This is a genomic window from Bacillus sp. FSL R5-0434, from assembly GCF_038004745.1.
Taxonomy (GTDB): Bacteria; Bacillota; Bacilli; order Bacillales; family Bacillaceae; genus Bacillus; species Bacillus halotolerans.
Map to the genome: position 1 here is coordinate 1,585,417 of NZ_JBBORV010000001.1, position 18,913 is coordinate 1,604,329.

At 44.4% G+C, this 18,913-nt stretch carries 17 protein-coding genes, 1 riboswitch and 1 other annotated feature; all 17 genes read left to right on the forward strand.

Annotated features, from left to right (window positions below; all coding sequences use genetic code 11):
- Window positions 1-20 precede the first annotated feature (20 nt).
- The 17 genes from NYE43_RS08280 to NYE43_RS08360 all read left to right on the forward strand — a co-directional run bounded on the left by NYE43_RS08280 (window position 21) and on the right by NYE43_RS08360 (window position 18,880).
- Window positions 21-4,328: a S8 family serine peptidase gene (locus tag NYE43_RS08280; protein ID WP_341061548.1), complete on the forward strand. Its 4,308-nt coding sequence runs from the start codon at window positions 21-23 to the stop codon at window positions 4,326-4,328.
- 194 nt (window positions 4,329-4,522) lie between these two features.
- Complete coding sequence (spoIIGA, locus tag NYE43_RS08285) at window positions 4,523-5,452, forward strand: sigma-E processing peptidase SpoIIGA (protein WP_341062721.1); 930 nt, start codon at window positions 4,523-4,525, stop codon at window positions 5,450-5,452.
- Window positions 5,453-5,514: 62 nt separating this feature from the next.
- Window positions 5,515-6,234 (forward strand): RNA polymerase sporulation sigma factor SigE, encoded by a 720-nt coding sequence (sigE, locus tag NYE43_RS08290; protein ID WP_024121327.1) that lies wholly within the window; start codon window positions 5,515-5,517, stop codon window positions 6,232-6,234.
- Between the two features lie 139 nt (window positions 6,235-6,373).
- Entirely contained in the window at window positions 6,374-7,156 is a 783-nt protein-coding gene (sigG, locus tag NYE43_RS08295) for an RNA polymerase sporulation sigma factor SigG (RefSeq protein WP_010334169.1), read from the forward strand.
- Between the two features lie 156 nt (window positions 7,157-7,312).
- Complete coding sequence (locus tag NYE43_RS08300) at window positions 7,313-8,107, forward strand: ABC transporter ATP-binding protein (protein ID WP_103671382.1); 795 nt, start codon at window positions 7,313-7,315, stop codon at window positions 8,105-8,107.
- 8 nt (window positions 8,108-8,115) lie between these two features.
- Window positions 8,116-8,218: riboswitch (TPP riboswitch) on the forward strand.
- Window positions 8,219-8,308: 90 nt separating this feature from the next.
- Window positions 8,309-9,589: an acetylornithine deacetylase gene (locus tag NYE43_RS08305; RefSeq protein ID WP_341061551.1), complete on the forward strand. Its 1,281-nt coding sequence runs from the start codon at window positions 8,309-8,311 to the stop codon at window positions 9,587-9,589.
- A gap of 82 nt (window positions 9,590-9,671) precedes the next feature.
- Window positions 9,672-9,917, forward strand: a complete 246-nt coding sequence (locus NYE43_RS08310; RefSeq protein ID WP_010334173.1) for a YlmC/YmxH family sporulation protein — start codon at window positions 9,672-9,674, stop codon at window positions 9,915-9,917.
- 161 nt (window positions 9,918-10,078) lie between these two features.
- A complete protein-coding gene (gene pgeF / locus NYE43_RS08315) occupies window positions 10,079-10,915 on the forward strand; it encodes a peptidoglycan editing factor PgeF (RefSeq protein WP_095713799.1) in 837 nt (278 codons plus the stop codon).
- 6 nt (window positions 10,916-10,921) lie between these two features.
- The gene (locus tag NYE43_RS08320) at window positions 10,922-11,614 is read left to right on the forward strand and encodes a YggS family pyridoxal phosphate-dependent enzyme (RefSeq protein WP_024121332.1); all 693 of its coding nucleotides are present in this window, start codon (window positions 10,922-10,924) and stop codon (window positions 11,612-11,614) included.
- Window positions 11,611-12,063 (forward strand): cell division protein SepF, encoded by a 453-nt coding sequence (gene sepF / locus NYE43_RS08325; protein ID WP_024121333.1) that lies wholly within the window; start codon window positions 11,611-11,613, stop codon window positions 12,061-12,063. The genes NYE43_RS08320 and sepF overlap by 4 nt, the downstream gene beginning before the upstream one ends.
- A gap of 6 nt (window positions 12,064-12,069) precedes the next feature.
- Window positions 12,070-12,342 carry a YggT family protein gene (locus NYE43_RS08330; RefSeq protein ID WP_003221463.1) on the forward strand — a complete coding sequence of 91 codons (273 nt, stop codon included), beginning with the start codon at window positions 12,070-12,072 and terminating at the stop codon, window positions 12,340-12,342.
- 61 nt (window positions 12,343-12,403) lie between these two features.
- Window positions 12,404-13,177 (forward strand): YlmH family RNA-binding protein, encoded by a 774-nt coding sequence (locus tag NYE43_RS08335; RefSeq protein WP_103671385.1) that lies wholly within the window; start codon window positions 12,404-12,406, stop codon window positions 13,175-13,177.
- Between the two features lie 94 nt (window positions 13,178-13,271).
- A complete protein-coding gene (gene divIVA, locus NYE43_RS08340) occupies window positions 13,272-13,766 on the forward strand; it encodes a septum site-determining protein DivIVA (protein WP_010334179.1) in 495 nt (164 codons plus the stop codon).
- 62 nt (window positions 13,767-13,828) lie between these two features.
- Window positions 13,829-14,056: a binding site (T-box leader), on the forward strand.
- A 51-nt stretch (window positions 14,057-14,107) separates the two neighbouring features.
- A complete protein-coding gene (ileS, locus tag NYE43_RS08345; RefSeq protein ID WP_198097469.1) occupies window positions 14,108-16,873 on the forward strand; it encodes an isoleucine--tRNA ligase in 2,766 nt (921 codons plus the stop codon).
- Window positions 16,874-17,017: 144 nt separating this feature from the next.
- Window positions 17,018-17,392, forward strand: a complete 375-nt coding sequence (gene ylyA / locus NYE43_RS08350; protein ID WP_024121336.1) for a sporulation-related RNA polymerase-binding protein YlyA — start codon at window positions 17,018-17,020, stop codon at window positions 17,390-17,392.
- Between the two features lie 110 nt (window positions 17,393-17,502).
- A complete protein-coding gene (gene lspA, locus NYE43_RS08355) occupies window positions 17,503-17,967 on the forward strand; it encodes a signal peptidase II (protein WP_010334181.1) in 465 nt (154 codons plus the stop codon).
- 1 nt (window position 17,968) lies between these two features.
- Window positions 17,969-18,880, forward strand: a complete 912-nt coding sequence (locus NYE43_RS08360) for an RluA family pseudouridine synthase (protein ID WP_024121337.1) — start codon at window positions 17,969-17,971, stop codon at window positions 18,878-18,880.
- Window positions 18,881-18,913 lie beyond the last annotated feature (33 nt).

Here is an 18,913-nt window from a genome sequence, read left to right on the forward strand (position 1 = left end):
TTAAAAAAGGGGGATGAAAAATGAGGAAACAAACGAAAAACAGACTGATCAGTTCTGTTTTGAGTACAATTGTCGTCAGTTCACTGCTGTTTCCGGGTGCAGCCGGGGCAAGCAGCAAAGGTGCTGCTTCTTCTGTAAAACAGGAGCTTCAATCTTCTGAATCGATTCAAAATAAGATTTCCAGCTCATTAAAGAAAAGCTTTAAAAAAGAAGAAAAAACTACCTTTCTGATCAAATTTAAAGATCAAGCTGACACCCAAAAAGCAGCAAAATCAGCTGTCAAAAAAGCGAAATCTAAAAAGCTGACCGCTGCTAAAACGGAATATCAAAAGCGTTCGGCCGTCGTGTCTTCGTTAAAAGTGACAGCTGATGAAGCTCAGAAAGACGTCTTGAAATACTTAAACAGCCAGAAAAATAAAGGGAACGCCGATGATATTCACTCCTATTATGTGGTAAATGGAATTGCTGTACATGCTTCAAAAGAAGTCATGGAGAAAGTGGCGCAGTTCCCTGAAGTAGAAAAAGTGCTTCCGAATGAAAAGCGGCAGCTTTTTAAGTCATCCGCTTCCCCATTCAATATGAAAAAAGCACAAAAAGCGATAAAAGCAACTGACGGTGTAGAATGGAATGTAGACCAAATAGACGCACCGAAGGCTTGGGAGCTTGGCTATGACGGAACGGGTACGGTTGTCGCCTCCATTGATACCGGGGTTGAATGGGAACATCCTGCATTAAAAGAAAAATATCGCGGGTATCATCCGGAAAGCCCCAATGAGCCTGATCATGACATGAACTGGTTTGATGCTGTAGCGAACGAGTCCAGTCCATATGATGATCTTGATCACGGTACTCATGTAACAGGTACAATGGTTGGTTCTGAGCCTGATGGCACGAATCAAATTGGTGTCGCACCTGGTGCAAAATGGATTGCTGTTAAGGCGTTTTCTGAAGATGGCGGGACAGACGCTGACATTTTGGAGGCTGGTGAATGGATTTTAGCTCCAAAGGACGCAGAGGGCAACCCTCATCCAGAAATGGCTCCGGATGTCGTCAATAATTCTTGGGGCGGGGGCTCCGGTCTTGATGAATGGTACAGAGATATGGTCAATGCCTGGCGGGCGGCCGACATTTTCCCGGAATTCTCTGCGGGAAATGCGGACCTCTTTAACCCGGGAGGACCTGGTTCTATTGCGAATCCTGCCAATTATCCGGAAGCGTTTGCGACAGGAGCGACTGATATTAACAAAAAGCTTGGCGATTTTTCACTCCAGGGACCGTCGCCATACGATGAAACAAAGCCGGAAATTTCTGCTCCAGGCGTAAACATCCGGTCTTCAGTTCCCGGCCAGACATATGAAGACGGTTGGGATGGCACGTCGATGGCAGGACCGCATGTTTCTGCTGTTGCTGCGCTATTGAAGCAGGCAGACGCCTCACTTTCTGTCGATGAGATGGAGGATATATTGACAAGCACGGCTGAGCCATTAACGGATTCTACATTCCCTGACTCTCCGAATAACGGATACGGTCATGGTTTGGTGAACGCTTTTGATGCCGTATCAGCGGTTACAGACGGTTTAGGAAAAGCTGAAGGGCAAGTTTCTGTCGATGGGGAAGATGACGAGCAGCCTGGCTTTCAGCATGAGAAAGTAAATGAAGCTTATGAAGGTGCCAGCCTTCCGCTTACCTTGACAGCTGAAGACAATGTGAGTGTGACATCCGTGAAATTGTCCTATAAGCTGGATCAAGGCGAATGGAACGAGGTCAAAGCTAAACGAATCAGCGGAGATCATCTGAAAGGAACGTACCAGGCGAAAATCCCAAATATAAAGGGGACCGCATTAAGCTATAAGTGGATCATTCAGGATTTTGGCGGCCATGTTGTCGAGTCTGACATATATGATGTATCCGTGAAACCTAGCATCACTGTTGGATACAGGCAGGATTTTGAAACAGAACCAGGCGGCTGGCTTACGAGCGGAACAAATAATAACTGGGAGTGGGGAGTTCCGGAATCAGGCCCTAATGCAGCTGCATCAGGAGAAAAAGTATATGGGACAAACCTGACTGGAAATTATGCCAATGGAGCGAATATGAATCTCACTATGCCTCCAATTGACGTGCCTGATTCAGGCGGCCTGTTTCTTCAATTTAAAAGCTGGCACAACCTGGAAAATGATTTTGATTATGGCTACGTTTTTGTTTTACCGGAAGGCGAAACGAATTGGGAGCAGGCAGGGGTCTATAACGGAAAGACTTCAAACTGGACCAGCGAAGAAATTAATTTATCCGCATACAGAGGCCAAAACATTCGAGTGATGTTTAACCTTCAGTCTGATGAAAGCATTGCAAAAGAGGGCTGGTACGTTGATGATGTTCAGCTTTCAGACAAATCTTCCGGGAAAACAGCCAAAAAGAATAAGCTGGGCGTACAAAAACCGGCAGAAAAGCAAAAGAAAAAAGCGGTTAACCCAAAAAAGGCTAAGCCATCAACAAATACAGCTGCCAAAACAAAACATAGTGCTGATATGCAGCCGCAAGCATTGCCGCTCAGAGCACAGGTCAGTGTGGTTGAAACAGGAAAATCAACCTATTCAGATCAATCAACCGGACAGTACAAGCTGACGCATAAAGCAGGAGACTACACGCTTATGGCAGAAGCTTACGGCTATCAATCAAAAACGCAAAAAGTGTCTTTGCAGGCAGATCAGACAACCCAAGCTAATTTTACGTTAGAAGAAATAAAGAAAGGCACATTAAAAGGCACTGTCATCAATAAAACAACAGGAGAGCCGGTAAAAGGCGCTTCCGTCTATGTTATCGAGGATGCCGCTGTTGAACCGGCAACTACAAACGACAAAGGAGAATATACACTTGAGGCCTACGAGGGCTCTTACACCATTAAAGTGGCTGCACCGGGCTATTACAGTGATGAATTTTCTGTTGATTTAAAAGGTGATATCACAAAAGAAACTGTGCTGAAGCCTTTCGTCGGATATCCGGGCGAGATCGGATACGATGACGGAACAGCGGAGAATGCAAATTCCTATTTCGCGGCCGGAAACGGCTGGGCGGTTAAAATGTCACTTGCTGACGGCAAGGAAAAAGGCATGCTGACAGGAGGGCTATTCAGATTCTGGGATACGGAGTTCCCTGATCCTGGCGGCACAGAGTTTAAGGTCGAGGTTTACGATGCTACAGGGAAAGATGGAGCACCCGGCAAAAAAATTGCGGGACCATATAACGCGGAAGCTCTTCGTAATGGCGAATGGACGAAAGTCGATCTCAGCTCGAAGGGGATTATGGTTGATAAAGACTTTTATCTTGTATATATCCAGTCAAAACCCGATCCATATTCACCAGGCTTGGCAATGGATGAAACCGGGCAGTACTCAGATCGCAACTGGCAGTATGTTAACGGAACATGGCAAAAAGGAGATAAAGAAGACGGCAACTATATGATTCGCGCGTTAGTCGATTATGAAGCTGCCGTACCTGTCATTACTTCTCCTGAAGATAAAGCATACACCAATAAGGAGAACGTCACGGTAAAAGGAAAGGCATCTCCGGGGACGACTGTAACCCTTTATAATGGTGATAAAGAAGCAGGGGAAACGAAAACTGCCGAAGATGGCACGTTCGAGGCAGGAGTTTCACTCAGCAAAGGGGAAAACAAGCTGACAGCGGCTGCATCAACAGACTCCGGAACGACAGATGCTTCAAGTCCTGTCACGGTCACACTTGATCAAGACAAGCCTGAACTGACGCTCGACAATCCAAAGAATGGCGAGAAAATCAATAAAGAAGCGGTGACTGTTAAAGGCACTGTTTCAGATGACAACTTGAAAGAAGTAAAGGTTAATGGCAAAAAAGCAACGGTCACAGACGGTTCCTACTCTGCCCGTATCCTTTTGGAAAACGGAAGCAACGAAGTAAAGGTGACAGCCACTGACTTAGCAGGCAACAAAACGACGAAAAAAGCTGTCGTCGATGTGAATTTTGACCAGCCAGTCATTACCGGACTGATTCCTGGTGAGGACAAAACCTTAAAAGCCGGTGAATCGGTCAAAATCGCTTTTTCAAGCGCGAAAGGCGCAGATGCAACGTTTGTCATTCGCCTGCCGCTCACAAATGCAAGAGCGAATGTACAAAACGCTACCGAGCTGCCGTTAAGAGAAATTTCTCCGGGACGATATGAAGGCTACTGGACAGCAACTTCTTCTATTAAAGCAAACGGAGCTAAAGTAGAGGTTATCGTTCGAGACGGTTACGGCAATGAAACCAGAAAAACAGCGAATGGAAAACTTTATATCAATACTGAAAAGTAAGTGTAAGAAAGCTGCCGCTCTTGGCAGCTTTTTTTCTATATACTTTCATTTATTCCCTCGACAAATTAAGCAGTTATCCCTGAAAAATTGTATGGGCCTCTCAACATTAATTGACAGACTTTCCCACAGAGCTTGCTTTATACTTATGAAACAAGAAGGGGAACAGCGTGATGCAAGAAAGAAAGGGGTCAGGTGTGAAAATCTATTTAGATGTCATTTGGCTGTTAAACTTTTGTTTTGACGCACTGTTGCTTTTACTGACGGCTTTTATTTTGAAACGCCATGTGAAAAAAAGAAGATTGATAAGCGGCGCGTTTATCGGGTCAAGTATTGTCCTTTTGATGTTTACTCCTTTCTCGCCGATCGTTGAGAACCCGGCCGGAAAGCTCGCTTTTTCGGTTGTCATTGTGCTCGTGACATTCGGTTTTAAGCGGTTTCGCTATTTCTTTCAAAATTTGTTTTCCTTTTATTTTGCTACTTTTCTAATGGGAGGGGGAATAATCGGAGCACATTCATTGCTGCAGTCAAACTCTATTGTCAGAAACGGTGTCATGATCACCAATCAAACCGGATTTGGCGACCCGATCAGCTGGATGTTTATCGTGGCTGGCTTTCCAGCGTTATGGTTTTTTTCCAAGAGAAGAATCGAAGATATTGAAACAAAAAACATTCAATATGAGGAACGAGTCAGGGTACAGGCGGACCTGGGCGGCCAAACACTGCACGCAAGAGGCCTGGTGGATTCCGGCAACCAGCTGTATGATCCGCTCACAAAAACGCCGGTCATGATTCTTCACATTGATAAGCTTGAACCAATTTTCGGAGAGGCTGAAACGGTGATTATCCGAAGTGCAGACCCGATGGAAGCGATTGAACAGCTTGATGATTCGTTTCGTTTTTTAGATAAAATGAGGCTGATCCCATATCGGGGAGTAGGCCAGCAGCATCAATTTTTATTATGTATCAAACCGGATCATGTAACGATTATGACAAAAGATGAAATGATTTCCGCGGATAAATGCTTAATCGGCATCAGCACGTCAAAGCTGTCGGCAGATGGAGATTTTGACGCGATTATTCATCCGAAAATGCTGTCCGGAAAGGCCATTAAGCACGTATCCTAATGTTCGCAAATGTCCGTTACTTATCATACTCATAAGACGTGACATTTAGAAGGGAGAGGAAGATGAAAAAACTTAAATTGCGGTTGACGCACCTCTGGTATAAGCTGCTGATGAAACTGGGCTTAAAAAGCGATGAAGTGTATTACATAGGCGGGAGTGAAGCTTTGCCGCCGCCATTATCAAAAGACGAGGAGCAGGTTCTATTAATGAAGCTCCCAAGCGGCGACCAGGCGGCCCGCGCTATATTGATCGAACGCAACCTGCGGCTTGTCGTCTATATCGCACGGAAATTTGAAAACACGGGAATTAATATTGAAGATTTAATCAGCATCGGCACCATTGGATTAATCAAAGCTGTGAATACCTTCAATCCGGAAAAGAAAATCAAGCTGGCTACATATGCCTCTCGCTGTATCGAGAATGAAATCCTGATGTATTTAAGGAGAAACAACAAAATCCGTTCAGAAGTTTCTTTTGATGAACCGCTTAATATTGATTGGGACGGCAATGAGCTTCTGCTTTCTGATGTGCTGGGCACGGATGACGACATCATCACAAAGGACATTGAAGCAAATGTGGATAAAAAGCTTCTAAAAAAAGCGCTCGAACAGTTAAATGAGAGGGAGAAACAAATCATGGAACTGCGTTTTGGGCTTGTCGGCGAAGAGGAAAAGACCCAAAAGGATGTTGCGGATATGATGGGGATTTCCCAATCCTATATTTCCCGTCTGGAAAAAAGAATCATTAAAAGATTGCGAAAAGAATTCAACAAAATGGTGTAAAAAATTTTTGCGGCTTAATCCCTTGATTCTACAAGGATTTCCCAATTATGACTATTTTTCGGTTTGAGTGCAGTGCATATTTTTCCCACCCGAGGAGATACTTAACGTTGTACAGCAGCTCCTGTAGGGAGGGAAAAAAGTGTCGAGAAATAAAGTCGAAATCTGCGGGGTGGATACCTCCAAATTACCCGTACTCAAGAATGAAGAAATGAGAAAGCTGTTTAGGCAATTGCAGGACGAAGGTGATGATTCAGCCAGAGAAAAGCTTGTAAATGGGAACTTGCGTCTTGTCTTAAGTGTCATTCAAAGATTTAATAACAGAGGGGAGTATGTTGATGACTTATTTCAAGTCGGCTGTATCGGACTAATGAAATCCATTGATAATTTTGATCTAAGCCACAATGTTAAGTTTTCAACATACGCTGTACCTATGATTATCGGAGAAATCCGCAGGTATTTGCGCGATAATAACCCGATACGTGTCTCGAGATCACTCAGGGATATCGCATATAAGGCACTTCAGGTAAGAGAGCGGTTAATCAGTGAGACAAGCAAGGAGCCGACGGCAGAGGATATCGCCAAAGTTCTTGAAGTACCGCACGAAGAAATCGTGTTCGCACTCGACGCCATTCAAGATCCGGTATCTCTTTTTGAACCGATCTACAATGACGGCGGAGATCCGATTTATGTCATGGATCAAATCAGTGATGAACGCAACAAAGATACACAATGGATTGAAGAGCTGGCTTTGAAAGAGGGCATGAGAAGACTGAACGAGAGGGAAAAAATGATTTTAAGAAAACGGTTCTTCCAAGGAAAAACGCAAATGGAAGTAGCTGAAGAAATCGGCATTTCCCAGGCACAGGTGTCCAGACTGGAAAAGGCAGCAATCAAACAAATGAATAAGAATATTCATCAATAGCATGCACGCCGAAAGCCTTTAAAACAATTTCTGTTTTAAAGGCTTTTCTATTTGGAAACGAGCGGTTTACGTTTTCGAAAAAGTAAGGTATCCTAGTCCGTACACAGTTTTGTGAAAATTAAAATAATTCTTTGGCTTGGAAAGAGGAGGACCACAATGATTTTGCAGCTTGACAATGTCTCACTAAAACGGAATGGAAAATGGATACTAAAGGATATTCATTGGAAAGTAGAAGAAAAGGAGAATTGGGTGCTTTACGGATTAAACGGAGCTGGGAAGACCGCGCTGTTAAATATGTTATGCTCTTACTATTTTCCGACAGCAGGCGAGATGCAGGTGCTTGGTCATGTATTCGGAAAAACGGAGCTGGGAGATAAACTCAGACGAAAAATTGGCCTTGTCTCAGCGGGGCTTCAGCAAAAATTGTATCCGGCAGATTCAGCTTTTGAAATTGCTCTGAGCGGGGCATATGCTTCTATTGGCTTGTATGAAACACCAAGTGCGGAAATCAGAGAAAAAGCGATTGCCCTGCTCGAGGACTTAGGAGCCATTGATTATGCCGACCGCCGCTACGAAACTCTTTCTCAAGGAGAGAAACAAAGAGCTTTAATCGCAAGAGCGCTAATGGCTGATCCGGAGCTGCTTATACTGGACGAACCAGTTACAGGACTTGATTTTATTGCCCGGGAAAAACTGTTAGATACGATTACGCACATTGCAAGCAGGGAAAATGCGCCGTCTATTCTTTATGTTACGCATCATGCGGAAGAAATTTTGCCGATTTTTGATAAAGCCCTCTTGTTAAAAAAGGGAGAAGTCTTTAGGTCAGGACACATGAAAGACATGCTGACAGACGAATCACTTTCTTCTTTTTTTGATACGCCGATCCGTGTATTATGGAATCAGGATCGTCCGTTTTTAACAAGAGCTGAGCCGGTGACAAATGCATAACAACATACGATTCATCCTGGGGGTGCTTTCGAAGCTGAGAGAGACGCTGGTCTCAACCCTTATTGACCTGATCTGGATCATACCAGCGGAGGGAAGCGGTGAAAAAAGCGGAGAATGCAGCAGCTTGCACTCTGCTTTCTTTATTAAGCCGTTTCATGAATATGAAACGGCTTTTTTCTATTAAAAATAGGAGCGGATAACATGATTGATCAAGTAGAATCTTTACTGAAAAAAGCGGAAGAACAAAAGGACGAGCTCATTGAGCTTGCGAAAACGCTGATTTCTTTTAAAACACCGGCGCCGCCTGCGAGAAATACAGACAGCATCCAAACATGGATTGCACAGTTTTTGCTTGAACGGGGATTTTCTATCGACAAATGGGACGTTTATCCAGGAGATCCCAATGTTGTGGGTGTTTTAAAAGGAACAAATTCAGCCGCCTATCAAAGTTTAATCATCAATGGGCATGTCGATGTGGCAGAGGTAAAAGAGGGCGAGGACTGGGTGCATGACCCATTTTGTCCCAGTGAGAAAAACGGTTTCTTAATCGGCCGGGGCGCTTCAGATATGAAAGGCGGAATGGCCTGTGTGCTGTTTGCTTTAAAGCTGATTCGTGAAGCGGGCGTTGAGCTCCCGGGCGATTTGATTCTGCAATCGGTCATCGGGGAGGAAGTTGGAGAGGCCGGCACGCTTGAATGCTGCAAAAAGGGCTATCACGCAGACTTTGCAGTTGTGGCGGATACGAGCGATATGCATATTCAAGGTCAAGGCGGAGTGATTACAGGCTGGATCGAAATGAAAAGCAGTCAAACGTTTCACGATGGAACAAGACGGAATATGATCCACGCTGGCGGAGGAACCTTCGGGGCGAGCGTAATCGAAAAAATGGCAAAAATCATTTCTGGACTCGGTGAGCTGGAGCGACATTGGGCCATTATGAAAAGCTATCCTGGCTTTACCCCCGGTACAAACACAATTAATCCCGCTGTTATAGAAGGAGGCAGACATGCGGCCTTTATAGCGGATGAGTGCCGATTATGGATTACCGTCCATTTTTATCCCAATGAAACGCATGAAGAAGTGGCTGCTGAAATAGAAGATTACATCAACAGGCTGAGTGACAGTGATATTTGGCTGAGGGAAAACCGTCCTGTCTTCAAATGGGGAGGCTCTTCAATGATTGAAGAAAGAGGAGAAATTTTTCCGGCCTTGGAAGTTGATTCGGCTCATCCCGGCGTTTTAGCCCTTACGGCGTCACACGAGGAGATCAAACGGGAACGCCCGGTCATTGACGTATCTCAAACCGTAACCGATGGTGGATGGCTTTATCATGCCGGTATTCCAAGCGTAATATACGGACCGGGCGATTTATATAATGCTCATGCCGTTAATGAAGAGGTATCGATTGAGCAGCTCTTAGATTATACGAAAATCATGCTCACGTTTATCATAAGATGGTGCAGCCGCAAAAAAGAACAATGATCATGAAAATTTCTCCTTGCTGACAAGGTTCAGCCCGCCCGTTCATATACTAGAAAAAAGGACCGAAAAAGGACGTGATGGGATGATCAGCATTTCAGAATTTCAAGTAAAGGATGTCGTCAATGTCTCTAACGGAAAAAAATTAGGGAGCATCGGTGATATTGATATCAATGTCACCACAGGAAAAATTCAGGCGATTATACTAGGGGGAAATGGAAAAGTTCTCGGTTTTTTTGGAAAGGAAGAGGAAATGGTCATTCCTTGGCGAAATATAGTTAAAATCGGAGAAGATGTCATTTTAGTCCGATTAAGTGAATCCCACGCTTAACCTGCTTTTTTGCCGCTGATTGTCAAATGCCGGAAGTCTGAACTCTTCCGGCACATTTCATTTATGAAATATGTAAATCGGCGCTAAACGAATGCAGAAAGATGTGGTAAAATAAGTGGGAAATTACGCCTTATAAATGTTTGTCGAAAGGTTGGATCATCATGAATACATATCACCCATTCAGTCTCACCACCCCCTCGACACTCATGATACAAGACTGGAAACAAACGAATCAAAACGATGCAGAAGTCATTGCCGGATTTACTACGAAAAACGGCGGTGTCAGTCAAAAACCTTTTGAGTCGTTAAATACAGGATTGCACGTTCATGACAAAGATGCAGATGTGGTTAAAAATCGTGAATATATAGCCGATATGTTTAATATTGATTTGCAGTCTTGGGTATTTGCTGACCAGACACACGACAATCGCGTCCAAAAAGTGACGCAGAGGGATAGGGGAAAAGGCGCCCGTGAGTATCACTCAGCTTTTAAAGCAACAGACGGGCTCTATACAAATGATAAAAATGTATTTTTGGCATTATGCTTTGCTGATTGTGTGCCCCTATTCTTTTTCGATCCGGTGAAATCGCTTGTCGGGATCGCTCATGCCGGATGGAAAGGCACGGTCAAACAGATTGGCAGAGAAATGGTGAAGCAATGGACCGAACAGGAGGGCTCGAAGCTTTCTGATATATACGCTGTTGTCGGACCGTCTATCTGCGGTGCGTGCTATACGGTAGATGACCGTGTGATGAATGCTGTCCGCGCATTGCCGTTTTCAGCAGATCGCGCCGTGAATCAGACGGGGCAGGGGCAGTATCAGCTTGACCTGAAAGAGCTGAACCGACTCATACTGATTGACAGCGGTTTGGCAAATGAGCAGATTTCTGTCAGCGGTTTATGTACGGAAAGTGAGCCGTCACTTTTCTTTTCCCATCGGCGAGATCAGGGGAAAACAGGACGGATGATGTCCTTTATCGGAATGAAGGAGGCATAAAAGATCTTGCGTGTTGTTGATCATTTACGACATATAAACGAACGAATAAACGAAGCATGTAACAGATCGGGCCGCAGATCCGATGAAGTTACGGTTATTGCAGTCACAAAATATGTGTCGCCTGAAAGAGCACAGGAGGCGGTCGATGCGGGCATCACGTGCCTCGGAGAGAACCGGGACGCCGAACTGCTTCGCAAACAGGAAATCATTAAAGGAAATCCGGAATGGCATTTTATCGGCAGCCTTCAATCAAGAAAAGTAAAAGCTGTCGTCAATTCTGTTTCCTATATTCATTCCCTGGACCGGCTTTCATTAGCGAAAGAAATTGAAAAACGGGCTGAAGGTGCTGTCCAATGCTTTGTGCAGGTCAATACCTCGCTTGAGCCCTCTAAACACGGCATGAATAAAGAAGAAGTGATACCATTCATACAGGAGCTTTCCGGCTTTGACAACATTGTTGTGGCCGGACTGATGACAATGGCTCCACTGACTGATGACCAAGATGAGATTAGAAGCTGTTTCCGAACGCTTAGAGAACTTCGTGATCAGGTTCAAGAGCTGAAACAGCCGAACGCTCCATGTACAGAACTGTCGATGGGCATGTCAAATGATTTTGAAATCGCGATTGAAGAAGGGGCTACTTATATTAGAATCGGCTCATCGTTAGTCGGAAATGAAACAGGGGGTGTACAGCAATGAGTATGAAAAATAAACTGAAAAACTTTTTCTCAATGGATGAAGAAGAATACGAATACGAATATATTGAAACTGAGCGGGATTCTCATGAAGAACAGGAACAAAAAGAAAAACCTGCTTATAATGCTGGTAAACCAGCAGCCAAACAGAATGTAGTAAGCTTGCAAAGTGTTCAGAAATCCTCTAAAGTGGTGTTGAGTGAGCCGCGCGTTTATGCGGAGGCGCAGGAAATAGCCGACCATCTGAAGAACAGGCGGGCAGTTGTCGTCAATCTTCAGCGGATACAGCATGACCAGGCGAAACGGATTGTTGACTTTTTAAGCGGCACCGTTTATGCCATTGGCGGCGATATCCAAAGAATCGGTTCAGATATTTTCCTATGCACGCCTGACAACGTAGATGTTTCAGGCACAATTTCTGAGCTCATATCTGAAGACGATCAGAGGTGGTAAAGCGAGATGATCCTTTATCAAGTTTTTTCGGTTTTAAGCTTATTAATTACAATATACTCATTTGCCCTGATCATATATATTTTTATGTCATGGGTGCCGAGTACGAGGGAAACAGCAGTCGGACGGTTTTTAGCGTCGATCTGTGAACCATATCTCGAGCCATTCAGAAAAATCATCCCTCCAATTGCAATGCTGGATATCTCGCCAATCGTAGCCATTCTTGTGCTGCGGTTTGCAACAACCGGCTTGTGGGGGCTTTATCGCATGATTGCGTTTTAAGGTGACAGTTTGATAGGGGGCTTGGCAGCAGCCAAGCCTCTTTACATAGAAGGGAAAGACGATGAGCGATATTTATCAGCACTTCAGAAAAGAAGAGCGTGCCTTTATCGATCAGGCGCTCGAATGGAAAAGAATTGTCCAGGAGCAGTATCGAATGAAGCTGACCGACTTTTTAGATCCCCGGGAACAGGTCATTCTCGATGCGGTCACGGGACAGGCAGATGTAGGACTGGCTTTTTCCGGCGGCTATGACAGAGCGGAGCGAAAACGGGCCATTTTATATCCTGAGTACATCACGCCGGAAGAATCGGATTTTGAGCTTCAGGCGTTTGACGTTCGCTATGCTGAAAAATTTGTGACGGTTGATCACCGGTCTCTCCTTGGTTCGTTAATGGGAATCGGTCTGAAGCGGCAAAAGTTTGGCGATTTAGTGTTTTCAGAGACGGCGGTGCAAATCATTGTCTCAGCTGATACAGCCGATTTTGTTGCGGCTCAGCTTACCCAAGCCGGAAAAGCTGCAGTCAAGCTTGAGAAAATTGACTTGTCAGACCTTGAAATTCCTGCACGAGATGTCGAAATAAGAGATGACACCGTTTCTTCTTTAAGGCTTGACGCGGTCTGCGCCTCTATGAGCAGGCAATCACGCCAGAAATCACAAACGCTGGTGAAAAACGGTCTCGTAAAAGTGAACTGGAAGGTTGTTGAAGACCCTTCTTACCAGGTTGCTGAAGGGGATATGCTCTCTATCAGGGGCTTTGGCCGCTGCAGCCTGACAAAAATCGAAGGGAAAACCAAAAAAGACAAGTGGAGAGTCACGTTTGAACGACAAAAATAGTCGGTTTTTCAGTTTTTTTCTCCATCTGTGCGAAATTTGTTTTATAATGTGAACTAGATAACCGTACTGAAATGTAAAAAATGGAGGTGGCATCATGCCATTAACGCCGAATGATATTCACAACAAGACGTTTACAAAAAGTTTTCGCGGATATGATGAAGACGAGGTAAATGAATTTCTGAGTCAAGTCAGAAAAGATTACGAAATTGTTCTCCGTAAAAAAACAGAGCTTGAAGCGAAAGTCAATGAGCTCGATGAAAGAATCGGACACTTTGCCAACATTGAAGAAACGCTGAATAAATCCATTCTGGTTGCCCAAGAAGCAGCTGAGGACGTAAAGCGCAATTCTCAAAAGGAAGCAAAGCTGATTGTTCGGGAAGCGGAGAAAAACGCTGATCGCATCATCAACGAATCTTTATCGAAATCAAGAAAAATCGCAATGGAAATCGAAGAGCTGAAAAAACAGTCTAAAGTGTTCAGAACACGTTTCCAAATGCTGATTGAAGCGCAGCTTGATCTTCTGAAAAATGATGATTGGGATCATTTGCTTGAGTATGAAGTCGACGCTGTGTTTGAGGAAAAGGAATAAATTCTCTGATTACCTTGACATTTTCTTAGCTTGTCGAATATAATACGTTCATAAATTCAGATGAAAAGACGGTTGAAAGGGACAGTCATGTTTCCATCATGCCTTCATAGCGACCCGGAGATGGTGAAAGTCCGGGATGGCCGGAATCATGTAGATCAGCCCTTAAGTTTCCTTTCTGAACTCACAGTAGGTTAGGACGTTCATCACGTTACGATGCTCGAGAGGAAAAAGCGTAAGCCTGGCTTTTTCTAAAAGGGTGGTACCGCGAGATAAGCTTTCTCGTCCCTTATGGGATGAGAGGGCTTTTTTTATTTTCTGAAAAAATTGGTGGAGGAATGAAAATGGATTACAAAGACACGCTCTTAATGCCGAAAACAGATTTTCCGATGCGAGGCAACTTGCCAAACCGTGAGCCTGACATGCAAAAGAAATGGGAGGAGCAGGATATCTACAGTCTAGTACAGGAACGGACGAAAGACCGCCCTAAATTTGTTTTACATGACGGACCTCCGTACGCAAACGGCGATATCCACATGGGCCACGCGCTTAACAAAATTTTAAAGGACTTCATCGTCCGCTACAAATCAATGAGCGGGTACAACGCACCGTATGTACCGGGCTGGGATACACACGGGTTGCCGATTGAAACAGCTCTTACAAAAAACAAAAAAGTGAACCGCAAAGAAATGTCAGTAGCTGAATTCCGCAAGCTATGCGAAGAATATGCCTGGAAGCAAATTGAGGGTCAGCGTGAGCAATTCAAGCGTCTTGGAGTCCGCGGCGACTGGGAAAATCCATATGTGACACTGAAACCGGAATATGAAGCGCAGCAAATCCGCGTTTTCGGTGAAATGGCAAAACGAGGCTATATTTATAAAGGCCTTAAACCGGTTAACTGGTCACCTTCAAGTGAGTCTGCTTTAGCCGAAGCGGAAATCGAATATCAAGACAAACGCTCAGCATCTATTTACGTTGCTTTTGGCGTAAAAGACGGAAAAGGCGTGCTTGAAAATGGCGAGCGCATCATCATTTGGACAACAACGCCTTGGACGATTCCTGCAAACCTCGGCATTTCAGTTCATCCTGATCTGGAATACAGCGTGATTGCAGTCGGTGATAATCGCTTTGTTGTAGCAAGTGCACTGGTTGAAGCTGTAGCTTCTGCATGCGGCTTTGAGCAGTATGAAGTGACAAGAACGATCAAAGGGAAAGATCTCGAAAATATTATCGCTGAACATCCGCTATACGGCAGAGATTCACTCGTTATGCTTGGCGATCACGTGACAACTGACGCCGGAACAGGCTGTGTTCATACAGCACCGGGACATGGGGAAGATGACTTTATCATTGGCCAAAAATACGGCTTAGACGTCCTTTGTCCGGTTGATGAAAAAGGTGTGATGACAAGCGAAGCTCCTGGCTTTGAAGGTATGTTCTATGATGATGCAAACAAAGTGATCACACAGCAGCTCGAAGAAAAAGGCGCGCTCGTGAAGCTTGAATTCATTACACACTCCTATCCGCACGATTGGAGAACAAAGAAACCAACCATTTTCAGAGCAACTGCGCAATGGTTTGCGTCTATTAAAGATTTCAGATCAGACCTGCTGGATGCCATTAAAGAAACCAAATGGGTTCCTGAATGGGGCGAGCAGCGTTTGCACAACATGGTTCGTGACCGCGGAGACTGGTGTATTTCCAGACAGCGTGCATGGGGTGTGCCGATTCCGGTATTTTATGCTGAAAACGGCGAGCCAATCATCACAGATGAAACGATTGAGCACGTTTCAGAATTGTTTAGACAACATGGTTCAAACATTTGGTTTGAAAAAGAAGCGAAGGATCTTCTTCCGGAAGGCTTTACGCATCCTGGAAGCCCGAACGGCACTTTTACAAAAGAACAGGACATCATGGATGTTTGGTTTGATTCTGGTTCTTCCCACCAAGCGGTGCTTGAAGAACGCGAGGATCTCGTTCGGCCGGCTGATTTATACCTTGAAGGCTCTGACCAATACCGGGGCTGGTTTAACTCATCTCTATCAACAGCAGTAGCCGTAACAGGAAAAGCGCCATATAAAGGTGTGCTCAGCCATGGGTTTGCACTGGATGGAGAAGGACGCAAAATGAGTAAATCCATCGGTAACGTCGTCGTTCCAGCAAAAGTCATGAAACAGCTTGGCGCCGACATTTTGAGATTATGGGTGTCTTCTGTTGACTACCAGGCGGATGTTCGCGTGTCTGATGCGATTCTGAAGCAGGTTGCTGAAGTATACCGTAAAATCCGCAACACGTTCCGTTTCCTTCACGGCAACCTGTTCGATTTTGATCCAAAAACAAATGCGGTGGCTGTTGAAGATCTTCGTGAAGTCGATCAGTACATGCTGGTTAAGCTAAACAAACTGATTGATAAAGTGAAAAAAGCGTACGACGAGTACGAGTTTGCGGTTGTGTATCACAGCATCCATAATTTCTGTACAATTGAATTAAGCTCATTCTATCTGGATTTCGCTAAGGATATTGTATACATTGAGCACGCGGATCATCCGGATAGACGCAGCATGCAGACTGTATTCTATGAAACGCTGCTTGCGTTAGTGAAGCTTACAGCACCGATACTGCCTCATACCGCTGACGAATTATGGTCTCACTTAACATTTGTTGACGAGCAGAGCGTTCAGCTGACAGACATGCCGGAAACGATTGCGGTTCCAAACAGCGAAGCGACAGAAGATAAGTTTGACCGTTTTATGTCTCTTCGTGATGATGTGCTAAAAGCGTTAGAAACAGCGCGAAATGAAAAAATCATTGGTAAATCATTGGAAGCAAGCCTGAAATTGTATCCGAATAAAGAAAACAAAGAGCTATTAGCTTCTATTAAAGAAAATCTTTCTCAGCTGTTTATTGTTTCTGAATTAACCATCAGCGAAGAAAATGAAGCGCCAAACGATGCGCAAAGCTTTGAGACAGGGAAAATCGCTGTCGAGAAAGCTGAAGGTGAAATGTGTGAGAGATCCCGTGTGATTTCTAAAGATGTAGGTGCGAACCCGAAATATCCTACATTGTCACTGCGCAACGCTGAAATCGTTGAAAAGTATTATCAGAACTAATGAAAAGAGCCCGGCGCAAAAGCCGGGCCTTTTTTTGTGCCAAGAGTGACATCGTTTAGAATGGCAGGAAAAATCTTATGGGCTTTAGATCATCATTCACAGGTAACAATATAGGTATTACGTTAAGAGCAGGAGTTGTGATGAATGAATGATCAACTGACCGCAATTTATACGGAACTTCTTCTGATGAAAGAAGAATTACAGTCGAGATTATTTGAGTATTCTTGCTTTCAGGTTTCAACAAGCCCGCAAGCAGCAATCAATCATAAACAAAAAGCAACTCTGATCTATCATATTAAAGAAGAGCTTCAAGACGTTCTTCTCGCATTGTCGAAAATTGAGGACGGCACATTCGGATACTGTGAAGAAACTGGAGCTCCCATTCCTCTTTCAAAGCTGGCTGTGCTGCCGACAGCGCGGACAGCAAATGATTTTCTGTATTCAGTCCAATTTGAAAAAAAAACACTTCCTCTGTGGAAATCAACTGATATTGAATATGATCAGGCGCTGTATGAATAACAGCGCCTCTCCGATTAAGTCTGTATAGAGGCTGATATTTCTTTACTCCAGTGCTTTTTATTGATAAAATGCATAATGGACTAAAGTAACCGTATAATGGAGGAACGTTTGTGCTGTATTACGTTATCGCACTACTTATTATCGCAGCTGATCAACTGACAAAATGGCTTGTCGTCAAGAACATGGAACTTGGACAAAGCATACCGATCATTGATCAGGTATTCTATATCACCTCCCATCGCAATACGGGTGCGGCGTGGGGGATATTAGCCGGTCAGATGTGGTTTTTCTACCTCATCACAACTGCAGTCATTATTGGTATTGTTTATTACATACAGCGTTATACGAAAGGGCAAAAGCTTCTTGGTGTTTCCCTTGGACTCATGCTTGGCGGCGCCATCGGCAATTTTATCGATCGGGCTGTCAGACAGGAAGTGGTGGATTTTATCCATGTCATTATCGTCAATTACAATTACCCGATTTTTAATATCGCGGACTCTTCATTATGTGTCGGCGTAATGCTTTTATTTATACAAATGCTGTTGGACAGCGGGAAAAAGAAGAAGGAGCAATAGCATGAATCAATTTGACATAACCGCTTCAGAAGAACAAAAAAGTGAGCGGATTGATAAATTTCTGGCATCGACTGAAAATGGTTGGTCGAGAACCCAGGTGCAGCTATGGGTGAAGGACGGACAAGTTGTCGTGAACGGAAGCCCTGTAAAATCGAATTATAAAATTCAGCCGGGGGATCAGGTGACTGTCACTGTGCCTGAGCCTGAAGCGCTCGACGTGCTGGCAGAACCTATGGATCTGGATATTTACTATGAAGATCAGGATGTGCTGGTCGTCAATAAACCTCGCGGAATGGTTGTGCACCCAGCTCCCGGGCATCTTACGGGTACACTTGTAAACGGCCTTATGGCTCATTGTACGGACCTATCCGGAATAAATGGCGTGATGCGTCCGGGGATCGTACACAGAATCGATAAGGACACGTCTGGCTTATTAATGGTGGCGAAGAATGATATGGCTCACGAGTCACTTGTAAACCAATTGGTCAACAAAACGGTTACGCGGAAATATACGGCAGTTGTCCATGGGCTTATTTCTCACGATGACGGTACAATTGATGCGCCGATCGGGCGGGATAAGAAAGATCGGCAAAGCATGACTGTAACACGTGATGGAAAAAACGCCGTCACTCATTTTCATGTTCTTGACCGCTTCCAGGAATTTACGCTTGTGGAATGCCAGCTTGAAACAGGAAGAACGCACCAAATCCGTGTGCATATGAAGTATATCGGATTCCCGTTAGCAGGAGATCCGAAATACGGGCCGAGAAAAACGATCGATTTTAACGGACAGGCGCTTCATGCCGGAATTTTAGGTTTTCAGCATCCGCGCACTGACGAATATATCGAATTTGAGGCACCGCTTCCTGATGATATGTCTGCTTTAATCGAAAATCTGAGAAAAACCCGTTGACAGGGCATCTCTTTTCTGAAATAATAAACGAAG

Bases quoted from the DNA above. Each gene is read 5' to 3' on its own strand.
- divIVA (WP_010334179.1), top strand. From the start codon at position 13,272: ATGCCATTAACGCCGAATGATATTCACAACAAGACGTTTACAAAAAGT.
- NYE43_RS08310 (WP_010334173.1), top strand. From the start codon at position 9,672: ATGATCAGCATTTCAGAATTTCAAGTAAAGGATGTCGTCAATGTCTCT.
- ylyA (WP_024121336.1), top strand. From the start codon at position 17,018: ATGAATGATCAACTGACCGCAATTTATACGGAACTTCTTCTGATGAAA.
- NYE43_RS08280 (WP_341061548.1), top strand. From the start codon at position 21: ATGAGGAAACAAACGAAAAACAGACTGATCAGTTCTGTTTTGAGTACA.
- sigE (WP_024121327.1), top strand. From the start codon at position 5,515: ATGAAAAAACTTAAATTGCGGTTGACGCACCTCTGGTATAAGCTGCTG.
- NYE43_RS08330 (WP_003221463.1), top strand. From the start codon at position 12,070: ATGATCCTTTATCAAGTTTTTTCGGTTTTAAGCTTATTAATTACAATA.
- NYE43_RS08335 (WP_103671385.1), top strand. From the start codon at position 12,404: ATGAGCGATATTTATCAGCACTTCAGAAAAGAAGAGCGTGCCTTTATC.
- NYE43_RS08300 (WP_103671382.1), top strand. From the start codon at position 7,313: ATGATTTTGCAGCTTGACAATGTCTCACTAAAACGGAATGGAAAATGG.
- ileS (WP_198097469.1), top strand. From the start codon at position 14,108: ATGGATTACAAAGACACGCTCTTAATGCCGAAAACAGATTTTCCGATG.
- pgeF (WP_095713799.1), top strand. From the start codon at position 10,079: ATGAATACATATCACCCATTCAGTCTCACCACCCCCTCGACACTCATG.
- NYE43_RS08305 (WP_341061551.1), top strand. From the start codon at position 8,309: ATGATTGATCAAGTAGAATCTTTACTGAAAAAAGCGGAAGAACAAAAG.
- NYE43_RS08360 (WP_024121337.1), top strand. From the start codon at position 17,969: ATGAATCAATTTGACATAACCGCTTCAGAAGAACAAAAAAGTGAGCGG.
- sepF (WP_024121333.1), top strand. From the start codon at position 11,611: ATGAGTATGAAAAATAAACTGAAAAACTTTTTCTCAATGGATGAAGAA.